General features: G+C 39.8%; 14 protein-coding genes. 6 read left to right on the top strand and 8 right to left on the bottom strand.

The features are described 5' to 3' along the window. Nucleotides 1–108: 108 nt before the first annotated feature. Nucleotides 109–1,017 carry a hypothetical protein gene (locus GVK91_RS16610; RefSeq protein ID WP_159730276.1) on the bottom strand — a complete coding sequence of 303 codons (909 nt, stop codon included), beginning with the start codon at nucleotides 1,015–1,017 and terminating at the stop codon, nucleotides 109–111. A 107-nt stretch (nucleotides 1,018–1,124) separates the two neighbouring features. Beyond that, the gene (locus GVK91_RS16605; RefSeq protein WP_159730274.1) at nucleotides 1,125–2,756 is read right to left on the bottom strand and encodes a TlpA disulfide reductase family protein; all 1,632 of its coding nucleotides are present in this window, start codon (nucleotides 2,754–2,756) and stop codon (nucleotides 1,125–1,127) included. A gap of 368 nt (nucleotides 2,757–3,124) precedes the next feature. On the opposite strand from GVK91_RS16605, the gene GVK91_RS16600 reads away from it, so the two are divergent. The 5 genes from GVK91_RS16600 (at nucleotide 3,125) to GVK91_RS16580 (ending at nucleotide 10,543) form a co-directional block, all read left to right on the top strand. Next, the gene (locus GVK91_RS16600) at nucleotides 3,125–5,863 is read left to right on the top strand and encodes a TonB-dependent receptor (protein ID WP_159730272.1); all 2,739 of its coding nucleotides are present in this window, start codon (nucleotides 3,125–3,127) and stop codon (nucleotides 5,861–5,863) included. A gap of 11 nt (nucleotides 5,864–5,874) precedes the next feature. Beyond that, nucleotides 5,875–7,227: a DUF4876 domain-containing protein gene (locus tag GVK91_RS16595; RefSeq protein WP_159730270.1), complete on the top strand. Its 1,353-nt coding sequence runs from the start codon at nucleotides 5,875–5,877 to the stop codon at nucleotides 7,225–7,227. Nucleotides 7,228–7,382: 155 nt separating this feature from the next. Continuing rightward, the gene (locus GVK91_RS16590) at nucleotides 7,383–8,804 is read left to right on the top strand and encodes a DUF6850 family outer membrane beta-barrel protein (protein WP_159730268.1); all 1,422 of its coding nucleotides are present in this window, start codon (nucleotides 7,383–7,385) and stop codon (nucleotides 8,802–8,804) included. Between the two features lie 11 nt (nucleotides 8,805–8,815). Continuing rightward, the gene (locus tag GVK91_RS16585) at nucleotides 8,816–9,934 is read left to right on the top strand and encodes a cytochrome-c peroxidase (RefSeq protein ID WP_159730266.1); all 1,119 of its coding nucleotides are present in this window, start codon (nucleotides 8,816–8,818) and stop codon (nucleotides 9,932–9,934) included. 249 nt (nucleotides 9,935–10,183) lie between these two features. Beyond that, nucleotides 10,184–10,543, top strand: coding sequence for a hypothetical protein (locus GVK91_RS16580; RefSeq protein WP_159730264.1), 360 nt, complete (start codon nucleotides 10,184–10,186; stop codon nucleotides 10,541–10,543). A gap of 138 nt (nucleotides 10,544–10,681) precedes the next feature. On the opposite strand, the gene GVK91_RS16575 is transcribed toward GVK91_RS16580, so the two are convergent. Further along, entirely contained in the window at nucleotides 10,682–11,590 is a 909-nt protein-coding gene (locus GVK91_RS16575; RefSeq protein ID WP_159730262.1) for a DUF4625 domain-containing protein, read from the bottom strand. A gap of 241 nt (nucleotides 11,591–11,831) precedes the next feature. Beyond that, entirely contained in the window at nucleotides 11,832–13,745 is a 1,914-nt protein-coding gene (locus tag GVK91_RS16570; protein WP_159730260.1) for a nucleoside-diphosphate sugar epimerase/dehydratase, read from the bottom strand. A gap of 216 nt (nucleotides 13,746–13,961) precedes the next feature. On the opposite strand from GVK91_RS16570, the gene GVK91_RS16565 reads away from it, so the two are divergent. Further along, nucleotides 13,962–15,062: a nucleotidyltransferase family protein gene (locus GVK91_RS16565; protein WP_159730258.1), complete on the top strand. Its 1,101-nt coding sequence runs from the start codon at nucleotides 13,962–13,964 to the stop codon at nucleotides 15,060–15,062. Nucleotides 15,063–15,112: 50 nt separating this feature from the next. Here GVK91_RS16565 and GVK91_RS16560 read toward each other — a convergent pair whose 3' ends face one another. From GVK91_RS16560 to GVK91_RS16545, 4 genes are all read right to left on the bottom strand, one after another. Further along, nucleotides 15,113–16,066 (bottom strand): sugar phosphate nucleotidyltransferase, encoded by a 954-nt coding sequence (locus GVK91_RS16560; protein WP_159730256.1) that lies wholly within the window; start codon nucleotides 16,064–16,066, stop codon nucleotides 15,113–15,115. A gap of 162 nt (nucleotides 16,067–16,228) precedes the next feature. Beyond that, nucleotides 16,229–17,218 carry a gliding motility protein GldN gene (gene gldN / locus GVK91_RS16555; protein WP_159730254.1) on the bottom strand — a complete coding sequence of 330 codons (990 nt, stop codon included), beginning with the start codon at nucleotides 17,216–17,218 and terminating at the stop codon, nucleotides 16,229–16,231. 32 nt (nucleotides 17,219–17,250) lie between these two features. Next, nucleotides 17,251–18,549 carry an SUMF1/EgtB/PvdO family nonheme iron enzyme gene (locus GVK91_RS16550; RefSeq protein ID WP_159730252.1) on the bottom strand — a complete coding sequence of 433 codons (1,299 nt, stop codon included), beginning with the start codon at nucleotides 18,547–18,549 and terminating at the stop codon, nucleotides 17,251–17,253. A gap of 32 nt (nucleotides 18,550–18,581) precedes the next feature. Continuing rightward, nucleotides 18,582–19,274 carry an outer membrane beta-barrel protein gene (locus GVK91_RS16545; protein WP_159730243.1) on the bottom strand — a complete coding sequence of 231 codons (693 nt, stop codon included), beginning with the start codon at nucleotides 19,272–19,274 and terminating at the stop codon, nucleotides 18,582–18,584. Between the last annotated feature and the right edge of the window lie 183 nt (nucleotides 19,275–19,457).

Raw genomic sequence — 19,457 nt, 5'->3', positions numbered from 1 at the left:
CAGCAATGAAAGGGGAGTTTTTTAAAGGACAACACAGTTTAAATGAAAAAGCCACTCCCTTCCGGAAATGGCTCAAAATAAATATCTATAAACTTTAAAAGTATTTGATTACAGCTTTTCGATCTCCTCAATAGAAAGGCCTGTTCCTTTGGCTATATCAGCTATTGCAATACCCATTTTCTTAAACTCTAGTGCAATGGCAATAGCTTCCTCGCGCTTACCTTTTTCAATGCCTTTCTGAATTCCCTTTTTTTCCGCTTTATCTAATAAATATTCTTGAGTGCCCATAGTATCGCTCCTTCCTATTTTTGTTTTTATTTCTTTTTCAAATATACCCAAAACTTCCTCATTATCAAAACTTACGTAGTAAGTTAGGAAATCATATAGCCCTTGCCGGGTATCCTTATCCATATCTCGATTTAGCATCTCGTCATAAAGATCATGCTTAATAGCTTTCAGACCTTCGTCACTTATTTTCTTATTCTTGATAGCCAAAAGAGCAGTAAGGACAATCACTGAAAATGGATTCTCATTTGCTCGCAAAACCGACTCTTCCTGATCCATGATCTTGTAACTGTTAAAATCATAGCGCAATGACGTGCCCATAAATTTTTGCCTATATACCGCTGGCCGATAGCCTTCATTTTCATCTGCCAAAATTGCAATTGCAGTAATTGGAACTTTGTAACGATCCCATATTCTATAAAAATAGTGAAACATGCGCTCGGCCAAATCGCCATTTCCCTTGCTGCTCTGGATCTCCACATGACAGAGCACAAACTGTTCGCTCCCGTCATTTAAATAGACTTTGACGAGCTTATCGACATAACGGACTCCCTTACCGTTGCTTTCCGGAGGGAATAATTGCTCAAACTCTTTGTCAAGATAATCAAAGGGTCTGCTCAAATCAAAAACAGCATCTGCATCCGGAAAAATAAATCGTAGAAAATGCGAAAATGTTTGCTCCAAAATAGATTTCCACAAGGGATCATCTATACGCCTTTTTCTTGGACTCATAATTATTTATCAACTGGTTAACAGTACAAAGATAGGAAACAACAATATAAAATACTAATATAATTAGTATTTTGATTTAAAAAGTAAAGTTATTATTGCACACCGAATTAGTTGATCCCTTGCATCTGTTGATACGTAAAAAGCTGTGGGTAATTTTTTGGAAGTTCAGTTGTCAGATTATGCATTTGGAAATTATCACTTCTAATTCTACCATCAGGATCCATCAGTACATACCTCGGAATTCCGTTAAATTTAAATAATTCGCGCAATGCTCTATATTCATCGGCAGAAACCCGATAGGATTCAAACATGCTATTTTTAACGATATAATCTTTATAAAACTCCATATCTGGAGTTCCATCGACGTCGGTCACAAAAACAAACGCCAAATTCGGATTATCTTTGAGTTTTAAGCGTTTCCCTTGCGACGATTCAATACCGGAGCGGCATGGGCCGCACCACTGTGCCCAAAAGTCCACAACAACGACTTTACCACGGTATTTATCTGTCATGCTCTTAAAGATAGCTGCAGCATCAGTAGGAGGCAGCAAATAGCCGTTTTTGGATTTCTTCACCCGTTCAGCCAGTTGGAGCGCTTCATGCCTTAAATCTCTATTTTTTAACCCGGCCAATAATTGTTCTGTAGTTTTTGTTATCCCTGCTGTATCAGCTGCACCATTTAATGCAGACTTCAAGGTACGCAATTTGGCAACTTCGGAGACCAACGTATTGGCTATCGTTGGGTTAGATTTTTGATTTGCCGAATCCAATACCAAATATAAATTCCCTTTACGTTGACTATTTAAGGCATCATAATAGACATCACGACTAAATAGTGTCGAATACTCAAATCGGTTGATAAAGGTTGAAAACTCATCCTGCACCAAAATAGCTGGATCATTTAGGTCTAAGCGAGCTATAAAATTAAAATAATCACTGGGTAGCGGCTCTTTTAGGAAGGCATTTGTAGGATTGTTCCTTAGGTAATTCTTTCGATACATTTGCAGATCCATCAATTGCACTGCATACATGAGCGCAACTTGCGTATGGACCAGATTTTTTACTTTTGGTGAAAAATCTGTTTTCTTTAACCGCCCCTTTACTTCATTTTGTACCGAATCCCAAGCTGTCAAGAGTTGCTTTTTGATTTCTGAAATTGGTTGCTCTTTCAAACTACTTTCCATACCCTGATAAAAGGCACGGAGGTTATTTCCCCAATCAAAGCCTCCGAGCTGCTGATTCTCGGCAGCAAGAGGACCTTCAAAACCCATTAATGCTAAATTTTGATCTGCTGTAACGCTAAATCGCAACGCTAGCGTTTGTCCCGGTTCGATATAAAATTTAAATTGGTCATTTTTAAAAATAATGTAACTAGTTTTCGGATTCGTAGCCAAGAAGCTCGCCTCAAAACGACCATCAGGATAAACCTGTACGGTAGTCGGATAATCTTCACGAGTCAGCTCATTACTGCTATAAATAATACCACTTGTAAATTCTAATGCAGGACTATAACCTTCGATAAATCCAATTAGACGTACAGTATCAAATTGGAAAAAATTGTCTTTATACGACACTAGATTTTTTTTCACTTGAGCATTAGACAACTGTTGCATTATCCAGTCATTTGGATCGATTTTAAGCGATTTTTCAACTGATGATTGAGCTGTAGCAAATGATAAAAAGAAAAAAGAAAAAAAAGAAAGCAATGAAAACTTCATAACTAGGCCACTGGTTTCCATAAAGTTAATCATTTATTTAGACAACAACGAATAAAATCGTTAATGTGTGAAATTTGCCGAATCATAGAAATAAACCAATTTATACCCCAATTTGGTATAAAAGATTTCATGAAGACCCGTATCATTTATTTTTAAATAAATAACAAAATCTTATCGATATTGAAACGAGTTATGATTACGGAAGTTCCAAATCTACATAGAACTGAGTTTTTTGCATATTTCGCTCATAAATAAGCAATATTCAGGAAGATGTTAATTAGATTGATTAAAAATAATTTTAAAAAACCTTTTTTTTAAAGTATTTTTGCCACTGTTCATCATTCGGTTAAAAATCACACAAACTGGATTTTGCGTTTTTCTACGTACTTATGAAAAAAAAATTGACAGTATTTGCGCTATGTGGAATGGGGCTAATGGCTGAAGCTCAGGAACGATTTTATGGACTAGTGAAAGATGAGCACGGACTGCCGCTACCCTTTGCATCAGTAACGCTTCTAAATAACAATACCAGCTACATGTCCGATCGATCGGGAAATTTTGATTTCGACGTACAAGCCCGAGATTCTATCCGCATCAAAGTTGTTTATCTCGGTAAACAGTCCGCTACCCTCAATTTCCCGCGCGAGCAACCTCCTGCGCGAAAAACCATTGTCCTGCGTGATCTTTCTCTCAAGCTAGAAGAAGTCAATATCTTACCAGATGTTAATGACAAAGGGCGTTCAAATTCTTCCATCCAGATTGATCGGCAAGCTATCGATCAGCTGCAGGCATTTAGCCTCGTGGATGTCATGAATGCATTACCTGGGAAGAAAACAGTACCACTGGACTTAAATAGTCTATCGACACTCACCTTACGGGGCGGTGGACTTTCGGGAAGTGCATTTGATCTCAATAATTCACAGGGAATTGCCATTATTATTGACGACATGAGACTATCCAATGATGCCAACTTACAGACCCGCGGACTTTCCCGTGGAGGCCTAAACGGAAGCACGATCACATCCTATGGCTATAGAGACAGCTATTTCGGCAATAAAGGAGTACAAAGCTATGATACACCTTTTCAAGGAATTGATCTGCGCGATATACCCGTCAATAATATTGAAAAAATAGAGGTCATCCAAGGTATTGCCCCTGCCCGTTATGGAGAAGTGACCAATGGCGCTGTTATTGTCGATCGGCAGGCCGGTAAAAGTCCCTATGTTGCCAGTTTTAACATTAACGGCGGTTCTACAAGCAGCTCCATAAGCAAAGGATTTTTATTATCCCCAAAATGGGGTGCTTTAAATTTCAGTACAAACTGGACCTACAGCAATGCTGATCCAAAAGATAAAGTGAAATCCTTTCATCGCTACTCCCAGAGCATGCTTTGGACCAATGTTTTTGGAAAAGTAAAAAATACACTCTCTTTTGATTATACAGGACGAAACGATAGCAGACGTCAGGATCCGGACGACAATTCACTCCGATCATCCAAGTTTACCAACAATACATTTTCTTTCAATAATAGAATGGGTATACAGATCGGGCAGACATGGATGAAAAACCTAAAGGTCAACAGCAGCATCTCATTGGGAAAACAGGAGTCCTATGCAAGCTATGCGATAAACCGGGGGCTTACACCGATTGCTTCGCTGGATACCACGGGAATTTATGAAGGAAAATATGTCGTTTTATCGACCATGACAGAAGAGCTGATTATTGGAAAACCAGTTACTGCGGCGATCAATCTATCAGCCAACGGCGAGGCACAATCAGGTGAAGTACAGCATAATTTTAATTATGGCATCAGTTTTAACTATTCTAATAACGGGGGCCAGGGCGTGGTATCTGACCCAGAAAGGCCACGCCTGATAGGTAGCAATCAGCAAAATCTGAGACCCTATTCTTTTGAATATATTCCTTCGTCCAAAAACTGGAGTGCCTATATTGAAGATCAGGTCAATATAACTTTGGGGAAACGCACGCTGTCTAATCAAATCGGGCTACGGTATGATGTACAGAACGGCTATGGTACCTTGCAGCCTCGCATTAATTCACGCTTGCAATGGAACAAGCACTGGACCTTTACCGGAGCATTGGGCATCGCCAGCAAAGCCCCTTCACTCGCCCAGCTCTATCCCGGACCTACCTATATTGATTACGATCTTATCACAGCAAGTACAGGAGGCGTAGACCCCTCGCTTTACCTCTTGTATACCGATAAGATACAGATTGACAACAGCAAACTTAAACCCTCCAAATCTTTGCAGATAGAATTCGGTGTGGTACATAATAACCGCTGGTTTAACTCGTCCCTCTACGCCTATTACAAAAAAAACAGCGCTGGTTTTTATGCGACCACCAACCTTCGCCGATACGAGCTACCCCAGTATACTGTTTGGTTAAACGAAACAACCAATAAGTTTGAATATGCACCTACAGGCGCAACTCTTGTCACCGGTGGATTTATAGACCATCAGCTGACTAACGGTCTGAGTTCTGAAAGCTACGGCTTTGAATGGTATTTATCAACGCCCAAAATTCCAGCTATAGCAACCTCCTTTTCACTCAACACATCCTATAGCTATACCAAAGCGACCAATGCCGTTAATGAGGCTGTCACACCGGCAAATAGGATCTATTTTGATGACAACCGTTACATCAAAACCTTGTATTACGAGCCATCACGGGAATCCGCTAAATCACTGCTATCAAAATTTAACACGGTTACGCATTTTTCCCGTATCGGATTCATTATCAATTTTTCATTGGACATCAACATACTAAACCAGAGCAATACCTTGAGCAGCTCGGATCCTGTAGCCTATCTAACCGATAACATACGCTACCACAAACTGACAGCTGATGAAGCCAATACTGCACCTTTCAATACCCTCATACGGCAAACCAAAGACAGTAAAAAGGTAAATACACCTTTTGTATACACAACGATGAACATGGGATTTGAAAAGGAAATTCGCAAAAATTTTCGGGTTAACATGCGTGTATACAATCTTTTGGACCTTCGTCCTTATAAGCTCACTACACTTGATAACGGCATCGACAACATATTCAACCCAAATACCAAACCAAGCCTAACAATAGGCACAACATTAAAATTTTAACATACAACAACATGAACAGAAACCTTATCATCATCGCCATGCTTCTTTTGACTGTCGTAATTGGCTGTAAAAAGTCGGAAGACGACCGCGTCCAACCCGTTTCGCTCAACTTAACGATTCAGGCTCAAGAAGGCGATGTTTCTTTTGACGTTTCAAAATCTACCGTCAAAATTACCAATCGCTCCACCAGCGAAGCCTATAACGCAGAAGGGGCTACTTCAGGAAAAATAACGTTCGCAAACATCACACCCGGTTCTTATGACATCGCTGCTGTACTGGTCGTCAGTGCACAGGAATATACGCAAAAAACAGGGGTTTACACCGAAGAAGATGTGACATTTAATGCCGCTTTGGAGCGTTTGGATGTTAGTTCCAATACAGAAAAACAACTAGATCTGGTCATTGGTAAAGTAGGCAATTGGGTATTCAAGCAAATCTACTATGCCGGATCTGACCCCAGCAAAGGAGCTATATTCAGAGACCAGTTTTTAGAAATTTACAATAATTCAAATACTTTGCTATATGCCGACAGCCTCTACATTGGTCAGGTCGAGGGGAAAAACAACAACAACTCAGGCCAATATTTTCAATCTGGGAGCAATCAATATGACTGGAGCCAATCTATTGGTATGACTGTAGGCGCAGGATTAGACGCCAATAACGACTATGTCTACGCCAATACACTATTTATGGTACCAAGTGATGGTACGGGCAAAAAGTATCCCGTTCAGCCAGGGCAGAGCATTATCATTGCTGCAACCGCAATTGATCACACCAATTCTTACGCCGACAACAACGGAACAAGCGTGATTATTACCGACCCCAATTTGACCGTGAATCTCTCCAATGCCGACTTCGAAACAAACTTAATCAGTTATTTAGGCGGTGTACCTTATAAATATGATATAGACAACCCAAAAGTTACAAATCTAGATGTTGCCTATTTTGTATCAGGAAACGACATGGTGTTGAACGCTTTGGGTCGCGATGCCTATATCCTATTTAAAGCCAACCAAAATTTGCCTGCGGTAAAAAATCTGCCGGCATTTGCTACACCAGATCAGCGCGAGATAACTGCTACCACGAATAAATACCTCCAGATTCCCGTCAGTTATATCGATGACGCTGTAGAAATCATGCATCCGACAGAGAGCAAACGCGTACCAAAACGCCTCCCTAACGTATTGGATGCCGTTCGCACATTTGTTCCGGCCGGGCAGTATTCAAGCCAGTCTTTGGTGCGCAAAACACTCAAAACTGTCAACGGACGTCGTATCTTAAAAGATACCAATAATTCCAGCGAGGACTTTGGTTATTTGAATAAAGCAGATGTATCCAAATCTGCAAGTTCTTTTATTGATTAACATATTCAATCATTGGGACAGCTGAGGCTGTCCCAATATTTTTTGTTATGCGCTATTTCAGCTTTTTATTTTTGTTGTGCTGCTGTAACTTGACTCTAGCACAAAAAAACTATCATTCAGATACCGTTCTGTGGCAGCAGGCAGGTACACAAACAATGCAATATCTCTTTGATCATACTGTTTTGCTACAAGATACCACCCGAAATAATTTTGGAGATATCTCAGTTTATTATGACTTGAAAAACCAAAACTACCGCAGCAGCCAGAAAGCCCAAAGGACTACTATTGCAGCCCTCGAAGCCCGGGGAATCAACTACCTAACGGACAAAATAGTCGTATCAGGTAGGTTCAGTTACGCAAAATCCTGGGAAGACAGTCTAGCCTATTTTTTAGGCGGATTGGACGACAATCGTATTCCAGGCTATTTTTACACGCCAAAAGCCGGAAAATTTGAACGCCAGACCTATGATGCCCAAGCACAATTGGGTTACAAGCTAGACCAGCATTGGCAAGCCGGTATACAGGCCAACTACACACATCACTGGGCAACACGATCAGTAGATCCCAGAATGGAGCATTATAGCATGAAATTTCTATTAAAACCAAGCTTATCGTATGTAAGCGGCAGCCAGCAGCATTTTTCAATCACGGGTATATGGGGCTACGGTAAAGGAAGGACAGATCTTTCCTACAAAAATCAGAAATTAAATCAAGGTATCTCCTATCCCGAATATCACTATTTTTCAAGTTTTGGATATGGCTCAATCAAAGCACTTGATTCCGCATCCATTCAACAATACGATCGCTATCGCGGACTAGAATTAGCGGGCACATTAAACAAACCCCAATGGATATTATACTGGGCCGCAAGTTATTTACAACGCAAAAACGAGAATACAAACGATGTACGTCATCTGCAAGACTATCTGGTTAAGCAGACGTTCGACCTTGATCAAATTGCTATAGATCTGCTCTTTCGGGACAAACGCGTCAACGGTAATCTCGTACGTTTCAGATTAACCAATGAGAGTGGACAGGATGGAATTTATCATAAAGGAAGCAATTACTTCTTGACGCGCTGGAATAGCAGTCTGCTTTACAGTAAAGCGTTTTCGTCACTCACCAGCACGCCCAAGGAAGTTGGTATTTCTATAGAAAGTCTTTACGACAAACGCGACGATGCGCTTACAGCACTCGCAGAACGAAGCTGGATAGCCCTTTCCTTGCCCTTATCTTGGACAAAAATCGGACAATCTAATGATCGGTTTCGATTACAGTTTACCCCTTCTTACCGACTTAAGTTAACAAACAGTCTACAAATACCAAGCGGTCAGTTGAATTCATTTACAGCAGGTATTGCTTATCCCGAATTCTACTATTATGATACCAATGTGCTCGGCATACAGACAAGGCTATCTTATCTGACGAGCAAAATATGGCGTACGGCAAGGACCTCATTTTTTGTCGATTTCCAATTTGAAGCTTCAGACAACTCAAGCCCAAAATTAATGGAAGGCACAACAGCCTTTCGCGGCAAAAATACGAATTTGCGCATGGGAGTCAATTTCTATTTATAAAAGAGAGAATAATGAATAAAAGTATTGTGTTAGTAACGTTGGCATTAGGAGCGATTCTTTCCTCCTTTGTCTATTCACAGCAAGAAGAATTACGTCAGTTATACACGCGACCTCTAGGGGAATGGCCGATTCCCACCATTGACCCCGGTGTAAAATGGACAGAATTTAAATCACTTCCAAAAGTTGATTCAACCTATTTTGCCCTTATGGAACGTCCCGATGTCAAATTGGGTAAATTATTGTTTTTTGATCCTATCCTGTCCGGGAGCAATCAGATTTCCTGCAGCAGTTGCCATAATCCGCAAACCTCATGGGCAGACAAACTAACGGTCCCAGTCGGCAACGACCATATCGAGGGACAGCGCAACACGCCTTCCCTGTTAAATGTTTATGCCCGTAAAGCCCTGTTTTGGGATGGCCGTGCAGGTTCTTTGGAAGAGCAAGCATTAGGGCCCATAGAGGCCCATCACGAGATGAATATGGACCTCACAAAGCTCATCCCAAAGCTTAAGTCCATCCCATCCTATAACAAACTTTTTGAAGCAGCATTTGGAGAAGCTGAATATTCGATGCCCGAAGTACTAAAAGCCCTGGCCGCATTCCAGCGTACACTTAGCAGCAGAAGGAGTCGATTTGACGAATTCCTGGATGGCAACTATAAGGTTTTAACTGATCAAGAAATCCGAGGTCTACATCTTTTCCGTACCAAAGCCCGTTGCATGAATTGTCATAATGGACAGTTTTTCACGGATAATTTATACCACAATATAGGCTTGACCTATTACAAGCGAAAGTTTCAAGATCTTGGACGTTATGAGATAACAAAAGATCCAAATGATGTCGGTCGCTTTCAGACACCGTCCCTCCGAGATGTGATGAATACCGACCCATGGATGCATAACGGATTATTTTGGAATATGACCGGATTATTAAACATGTACAACAGTGGAATGCAAATGAATTCAGCAACAGCCGAGCAGAAAGCAAAAGATCCACTTTATCCAGTCACAGATCCCTTGATGCAGCCCCTGCATTTGAGCAAGTCAGAGATCAAAGACATTGAAGCTTTCTTGCACGCTATTACTGCAACAAGTTATCGCATGAGACGCCCAGAGAGTTTACCTCGTTAAAAGTATGGGCTAAAAAGTAATGATTTGTGCTTTGGTTGTCGGTGCTAGCGCTAGTGTCAGCGGAGATTGCGATATATCAAATCACAAAAGTAAAGTTGTTTTAACCTGGAACAAAGGCGCTTCAAATAAAGTCGAGATTTAACGGTATGTTGAATAATACAAGAATAGAGTAGCTCTTGTCAAAAGGATGCCTCTTCTGAATCGGAGGCTCTTATCGATATTGAAACGAAAGATGCTGCCTGGACGAAATTGAGCATCCCGGGACAGCTTAGAGGTACATCGGCTATTTACGGTAATATTGACGATACCTTGGTGGTAGCCACCATTCGACAAGTCCGATTTTATTATGAAATCATCGACAAAGAATATGGACGCCCTTTGATGCAGCCAGATAAACTAGTAAGAGTCACTGATAAAGGCGAACAGAAGCTCGATTTTCCTTTCCGTCGACAACTGAATTATATTTACCACGACAAAAAAAACCGACTTTACATTGGTGCTGAAGGAACACGTTTTGAGTGGACAATTAAAGGCAATGAGCGTACTTATCCAACTTCTACCGATACAGCGATCATTTACATCAGCAAACTCCCTATTAGCGCACAATGATATAATTAGCTATACCACCAGTCGCAATTCCTTCAAGTAAAACCGCTAATTCACCATGCTTACATAGCAATTATTAAAAAAGTAAAAGCCTTCCTTTAATTGGGAAGGCTTTGATATATTTAACTGGGCAAATATCTTCTAATACGAAATAGTAATCGGAATAGACTTAATAGTACTCATATTAAACGTGGTATTTTTATATAATATCACGAGATTATACTGACCAGATTGCCATTGTCGGTCACCGCTAATCTGACTGCCTAAACCATCTTTCTCGGCACCGATTAGAATATCATCACCACTTATCGTACCATTGACTAACTTATAGGTATTGACTTTTGATGCTGGCCCCAGATCTTTATGCTCCACTTTAGAGATAATGATAGCCTTCGTCAAATCAAGTTTATCAACCGTTTCAGGAAAATGATTCAGCGTTCGTCTGATCAATGCCGTATATAAAATACCATCCCCTTGGATCTGCTTGATCTGTGCACGTGCCGTAAACTTATCTCCTTTTTTGAAAACCAATGGATTCTCTACATAGGTATTCATATAATATACCATATCATCGTTTCGGGAGAAGATATCACGGTCCACAATCGGGTCAACAGGCATATTAGCCGCATCGAAGATCTGAAAATCTTCCTTTAACTCAAGCTTTGATCCATTAACATCGTTGACGATAAAGAAAAAATCAAATTTACCCTCAGGCGCTTCCACTGGAATGGTAAAATGCTTATGCACATTGGCATTTTTTAATCCTGTAAACTCTTTCCAAGCAATTTCCATTTTCCAGGGCGATGAGTTCGTCAGCCCAGCCTTCGGTAAAATTTTGACTTGAACGGACTCGATTTTATCTCCGGCCAGAATATCCGCATTAAAATGGAAATCCCGCCCTCGGATTGCTTGCTTATTATTGGCATAGCCAATTTCTACGTTTTCTGCTTTTGGTGAAACAATCTCGGTTGTCTCCCCCTCTTTTTTACAGGATACAAAAAGCTCGGATACGAGCATAAATGCTAGGATAATTTTTATGGGTTTGATCATATAGTACAGTTTTTATTAATGCAATACAGTTGCAAATATAATAAAACCAACACAAAAGCAACATAGTTGTATTAAAACAACTGTCTTAACTTTTTACTATTGCAAAAAAAGCTGGAGATAATGGAGGCCTAGCATTCATAAGGGATGAGGCCATGCTGGCACAGAACCCGGGATATTAAAATTGATAATAAAAAAAGCCAGTCTGCGATTGCTCTCGCAGGCTGGCTTTATTGTGATAGACTTACTTATCCAATGCTATAAAAATAGAATTCTGAGAACGAAATTCTGGTACGATATCTTTAACCAACTGTACTAATTTCATTTTATCATCATTCGGATCAGCTGTTTTAGCCAGTGCACATAGTTGCTCAATTCGCGCTTTTTGCAATGCGAGGTCTGGGGTGTTGACCTTTGCAATCATAATCTTCTCATGATACGTCTTTTCGGTATTCTCCCCATTCGCCAGAAGCTCTTCAAAAATCTTTTCACCTGGACGAAGGCCTACGATTTTAATATCAATATCTTCGGGATAATTGTAGCCTTTTAAGCGGATCATCTGCTTCGCGAGATCCATAATCTTAACAGGTTCGCCCATATCAAAGACAAATATTTCACCGCCTTTACCCATTACTGCAGCTTCCTGTACTAATTGACAAGCCTCAGGAATAGTCATAAAATAACGGGTGATATTCGAATCGGTAATCGTTAAAGGCCCCCCCTTCAGCATTTGCTTTTCAAATAATGGAATTACCGAACCATTGGATCCCAATACATTGCCAAAACGCGTGACGATAAAATTGGTCTTGGAGTTTGTATTCACCGTCGATATAGCAATTTCAGCTACACGTTTGGTAGCCCCCATGACATTGGTCGGGTTCACTGCCTTGTCCGTGGAGACCATAACAAATTTAGATACACCGTACTTATCTGCCAGCTTCGCTACATTATAGGAGCCCCATACATTTGTTAAAATTGATTCGTATGGATTTGCCTCCATCAAAGGTACATGTTTATAAGCGGCCGCATGAAAGACATATGTCGGTCTGTAGAACTGAAACAGTGTATCCATAAAGAGAGCATCCCGGACATTACCCACTATAAATACACAACGTCCAAAATTTGCAGATGAGCTCAACTCCTGTTGAATATCATACAAAGAAGATTCCGCTTGATCTACCACAATAAGTTGTTTTAAATCGGTATGAGCGAGCTGACGAACCAGTTCTCCACCAATAGAACCTGCTCCCCCCGTCACCAATACGATCTGCCCCTTCATCTCTGCAGCAATAGCAGGATTATTCAGGTCGATTGCTTTACGTCCCAGTAAATCCTCAATCCGTAAACTGCGTATTTGTCTTGTCGCGACCTCGCCCGCCATCAGCCGTGCTGTATCTGGAATAATTTTAACAATTAATGGGATTGGTTCGGCCAACTTAAAGACCTTGCTTAATCTTTCGGGAGCTCTATTATCGACTGCCACTATAAGTTCTGCCGCATTTCCATGTCTATCGACAAATTCTTTATTCAATTTATTAATATCATGGATTCTGAAGCCTTGAATTCGATTACCAATACGATGCGGATTATCGTCCATGATCGCTACAATCCGGTATTTGTTACGCGAAGTCGTATGGATAAAGTGGAAGGTCGTATTTCCCATATTTCCTGCGCCAAACAAAATAACCGGAATACGGTTGTCTTTGTTGCCCCACATCAGCTCGTGATATAATGCCCGATAAAGCACGCGACTAAAGGTCATTCCAAAACCAGCTATTAATGCATGGAAAAGTAATTGAGTATCGGAAACAGGAAAAGAGACATTTAAGAACGAAGGTTGTGTCCACTCTAATATTTTACATACAAGTACTGATGAAAAATAGGCCATCCCAATCGCAAATACCATACGTTGTAATTCGCGAATGCCAGTTTTATGAACAACGCCCTTAAATGTGCCCATAGTAAGAAAGCACACTAAATATAGGGTAGATACTAGTATTAACTGTATTCGCATCGCGCCAATTTCCACTCCCCCCCGATGTTTAAAAATCAAGACATAGCTGGCAAGAAAGGCCACAACCACTATCATCATATCCAATAACAGAATGATCCAACGCGGTTTGTTGATGGACAAACCCTCCCTCCATAAATTACTCATGTAAAATTAATTAAAGTTCCCTTTCACGGCTTAAGTGATTGCAAATTTACTAAATTATTAGCTACTTATCATGCAAAGATTCTGCCATTATTAATTCATTCTAGGCAAAGTTGACTGGAGTTCCGTAATCTTAAATATCACTTTTTTATTGCAGCCAGATCGCTAAGCATAGTATATTAATCATTATATTTGATCAACGTGTATTTGTAAAACCAAATGAACAATCAACTAAAGGGTATATTTTTTCAATTGTTACGCATGGGTCTTTGGGGAGAAGGTAAACTCACTTTGACCCAATCGCTGACATCAGACGATTGGTCAACCATTCGAAGATATGCTATTAATCATACCGTTGAGGGAATTATTTATGATAGTTTCCCCTTTCTGGAAGAACAACAGCTTCCACCACAAGCACTTCGGTTAAAGTGGGCCGTACGGATGGATCAGATCGAGCGGCATAATGAAAAAATGAATGAAGTGATTGCTGAACAATTTGTTCTTTTAAGCGATAAGGGTATCCATCCTATATTACAAAAGGGACAGGGGGTAGCCTCTTATTATCGAATTCCCAATCACCGTATAAGTGGTGATATTGATTGGTGCTTTGAAGCCGATGGATATACAAAAGCGCGTAATTTTTTAAAAAACAATCACCCAAATTTTCAAGATACTGCAGGATTCAGCCTGGAATATGACTGGAAAGGAATTCATATAGAGCATCATAAAAGAACATTTGATTTCCGAAGTCCCCTAAAGAAAAATTATCTAAGAAAGTTATTGTTAGACTATAAGTATAAACAAGAAACGGTCAAAATCAATGGTATTTCTGTTCGTTTATTGGCACCAGAACTTCAACTTCTTCAGGTCAATGTCCATATTTTAAAACATTTGATCACTTATGGAATAGGTTTACGTCAGTTTTGTGACTCGGCACGTTTATATTATAGTGTGTCAACACAAATTGATCCAACGGCTTTAGGATATATCTATCAAAAAACTGGAATTTTGAGATGGATACACTTACTTCATCAGATACTTGTTGAATATTTGGGACTGCCAAAAAGCTCGCTCCCATTCCCTTATCCCGAAAGCATAGATGCCGATTGGATGCTGGAGGAGGTTTGGTATTCGGGCAATTTCGGCGTACATGATGATCGATTTGAAAATAGTAAAAAATCGAAGCACTTTGCAATGCCAGATTCTCCCAAACGTTTATGGCAAAATTTCAAACGTTATGTAAAATATGCCCCCGAAGAAGCGATTGCTTTTCCATTAGTCCACACTTATTCTAAGTTTTTAGGGAAGGACAAAGATTAAAGAATAAGCATATCCTCTTTTAATTAAGAAGATATGCTCAAACTATTAGTTTAGAAGTCCAAATAAATACTTTCATCCACCACTTTCTTTTCTAGCCACAATCGTTGTGGGTAATGCCCTTCGGAGATCAACTGTTCAATACTCTGTTGCACTTGCCGTTTGTCCTCTTTATACGTCACACCAAACCATTTTGCATCAGTAGGCAGTACGAAGAAATTCGCCAATCCTTGTTTCACCATATAATCAGGTAAATCTGGAATAAAGAATTCTGATTTTGGATTTTCATGATTTTGCTCTACAAAAGTTGGAAAAAGTGCACGAGCGATTTCAAATATCCGAGGTGTGAATCCCCAAAAGTTCATTGACACTCGAGTATTGTCAGGTAATATCGTTTCGATCTCTTGCTGTTCGAAGACAATATCGGCATCTTTTCGGTAGATGTTCGTTCTTTCTGTAACACTTTGTAAATGATTATCCTCATTCACTTCACATATACCACGAGACACATAACCGAAATCGGAAAGTGTATTACCTACTTCAAACCCCACTAATGCCATCTGTTGATCAGTAGCCTGTTCCCTAAGAAAAGAGGCCATTTTTTGGAATGCATCGTAACCATAAAAATCATCCGCATTAATCACACAAAATGGACCATCTACTGCTGACTCTGCACTCATCACAGCATGACCGGTACCCCATGGCTTCTGACGTTCGACAATACGATTTACGCCAAACTTACTGAGATCAAAATCCTGATAAACATAGGTTACCTCAATAGTGTCCGGTAATTTATCGCCCACATTACTTCGCATTATGTCCAGAAATTCTTCCCTAATTACAAAAACTACCTTCCCAAATCCTGCGCGAATCGCATCATAGATAGAGTAATCTATTATTTTTTCACCAAATGGCCCAAAACTCTCGACTTGTTTTGCTGAACCATAACGGCTTGCCATCCCTGCAGCCAAAATAACTAGAATTGGCTTTTGCGTGTTATCTTTCATTTTGTTTAATTGTAAGTGATATCTCTGATTGGTATTAAATCAATTGTCATCAATATTAATACCAGCCTCTGCATTTTTCATATTAATAAATCATGAATTTTAAAAACAAAAGCGAGTGTTTCTATTGAAATAGAGACACTCGCTTTACAAACGCAGGGTACACTATAATTTCTCTTCTGTCGTTTTTTTATTTTCCGATTGATTACCCTCCAATTCTTCAGCCTTAACCCCTTTTGGATTACTCCATAGTTTTTTCTTATAGGCATCCAATTTCTCCTCTACTTTCTTTCCGTCTAATTGTTGTCCGCCATTTTCAGTTTCTTTGAGATTTTGCAACATTCCTGGAGATGACTCACGTACGATGCTACTAGCAAACTTATTCTGAACAAAGAAGTCATCCATTGTCATATCATAAAGACCTTTATCTGGGTCAGAAATATCTACTTGTATCAAACTATAGCGCAACTGAGGAAAATAAAGCCAAAATGCAGGAGTAGCACCTACCGATTCTGCTAGTTCCGCTGAAGTCGTTATATTCATCAAAGGAGCTACACCAATAATCCGTGTTTCCAATCTACTGCGCTGCTTATCAAAAAAGATATCCTCTTTAATTCTAAATTTGGTCACACGAGCTGGATCAAACTCATTCAATGCCATTTTGGAATCTATTTGATTTCCCTCTCCGTCGAAGATTGGGACAAGTACGCTATCCGCAAATCGGGCCATTCCTTCCTGGGCACTTAGTCGGCCTTTGAAAGAGTCATCATCTGGACTATAAAGAGATAGTTTTCCTTTTTCAATTGCTTTCATAACAACCTCTATTAAGGAATTCCCCGGGATCGCTAGAATATTATTTTTTTCATCTTTGAGATCGATATCACGCCAAACGCGTTTATAAAAACGGATATTCTTTTTATTTACCTCCGGATAAGCAAAAGGAACAGCGTCTTCCATATTATTTGCCTGATAGAATCCATCGGTCAGTGGAATTGTGTCCTGGATGACTTCTCCTGACGTTACAGGAGTAGTTGAATTGACATTATTTAAAATGTTCTGATTTTTGGGCACCGTATCTATCGTTGTCTCTTGTTGAGCAAACAATGACCCAACTCCAAAAGTCATCGCTACTATCAATACTATTTTTGTTCTCATTGTTATCGATTTTTGGGTTCTAAAACAGCGGGTTAATACTTACGTGTTTTGCTCTGTACCGTAGGCATTTCAAAAGCAGACATCACACAACGGAAACCGATATAAGAATGCGGTTCGTAGTCTACGGAATAATTGCGTGTTTCACTATTTAACTGCTCTCCATTATCTTTCCAAGATCCACCGCGTACCACTTTCCGCTTCAATGCATCCCCATCTCTAGCATCCGCATCATATAAGAGAGCTGGATTTAAGTCGTTGACAAATACAACGGCGGAGGGACTATAAGCATCCAAGGTCCATTCCGACACATTACCGGCCATATTATATACACCAAAAGCGTTCGGCATATAAGATTTTACAGGAAGAGTAAAGGTAGCTCCATCACGCGAGTATGTTCCTTCACCTTGTTTAAAGTTGACAGCCAATTTTTTCTTACCTTCTGTTCCATCAATAGTCATTCGTGAACCTGCGATGGTATCCTGGGGATCCAACTTGCCAGAAGCCGCATATTGCCATTGCGCTTCTGTTGGCAAACTTAAGCTTAGCTGATAACCGTTGAGATAAGAATTTTTTAATACTGTTGCCGCCATCTCGTTGGCCCGCCAGTCAGTAAATGCGCGCGCTTGTCTCCAAGTGACACCTACGACGGGATAGTAATCGAAAGAAGGATGTGTAAAATAATTAGCGTCTAGGGATGCTAACTGCGCATTCGGAAAATCTTTTGTCCAAATGTCTTCAATAGGCATCACCGCTACAGTATCAGTCACATATTTATTTTTAACATTACCTTTTGATTGAAGATAAGAGAAACGATATTTTATAGCCTCCGGGTTTAGCGCCCGCCTATTTCCTTGCATTTCAAGCATAGGCGCAATACGCTCTTGAATGCTTGGGTCATTGCTTTTCCATATCGGAGATATTTTTTTGACCTTTGTCCAATTGATACGCTTTTGGCCAACCTGTTCACCTGCAATCTCCAAGAAATACTGATCATCATTGAGGTAATCCGTTACAGCCACAGAATCTGCTACCCAATTTACGAACTCACGGTATTGTTTATTAGTTACTTCTGCTTCATCGATAAAAAATGCACTCACACTCACATTTTTCCCCACGTTACCACTATCTAGCGATCCTTTGAAAAGAATTGTACCGGAAGGTACATAGACCATGCCAGGAGGCGCCGGCAGTTTCCCACCTTTAAAGGCATTAACTTTTGGAGCCTTATACATGGCAGAATTAGATTTACAAGATACAAAACCAATCAGGATAGCTAAAGAAATTAATCCTAGCAGCCGATTGCCATTGGCCCATTTAGATATGTTTTTCATTTGTTTATTTTTGACTAGCATATTTGATTGACTTAGTTGCGGTTAAACAGCGCATATTTCACACCTAGGGATACGAATCCGTATTGATCGTTATTTTTATTTTTGATTCCATCCAGGTTATCGTTGAATGTCAAGGTATGTTGATAGTTTACGTTGATAGCCCATTGAGGACCATATAGTGTACGACCAAAAGGAATATCAACACCCACATTGAGTGGCACTACAAAATGGATTTCGCCCAACTTGTCAGCAAGCTCTCCACCATTGGACGCTAAATAATTTGCGTAGAATTGTGATATATGTCTATTAATTCGGTTTTTTACAAGCCCTGCTCCCGCTCCAACATAAATATTAGAAAGAATACGAGATAGCGTATTTGCTTCTAGGGTATAATAACTATAGTTATTCGTATTATCTAGAAAATGTCCCAAACGTAATTTACCATTAATATTCCCAGCGAAATAACGGTTTTTAAAATCACTATCGTAACCGTTTCCAGCTAATTTCCCTTTCTCCCCATGTAAACCCACCGAGATATATGGTGTAATCAAATAATCCAGTTCTCCGTAAAAAGCAAATTTAGATTCTACATTTCCCAAATCAGTTAAATTGATCGTCGAGCCCGCACCAGCCCCAATACTAATCGGACGTGAAAATTGGGCTGAAACAGATCCTATTGATAATAGAAATAGACCAACAAATGTGTATAAAAGTTGTTTTTTCATTGATATAGTTTATTTATAAGAGCATATGTTTAATATAAGTATATTCGTTTTTAATGTATTAAAAATCTAGGTAGCTTTATTATTCGACTAGAATCTCTGTTATTGTTCAAAATTGTTTAACCGAAATAATTATTATAAAAAACCCCAAGCCGACTATCCGACTTGGGGTTCCACAACAATAAG

Origin of the sequence: Sphingobacterium sp. 18053, assembly GCF_902706145.1 — a bacterium.
GTDB lineage: Bacteria > Bacteroidota > Bacteroidia > Sphingobacteriales > Sphingobacteriaceae > Sphingobacterium > Sphingobacterium paramultivorum.
Note: the sequence above shows the minus strand (reverse complement) of the source record. Positions and strands in the feature narration are given on the sequence as shown.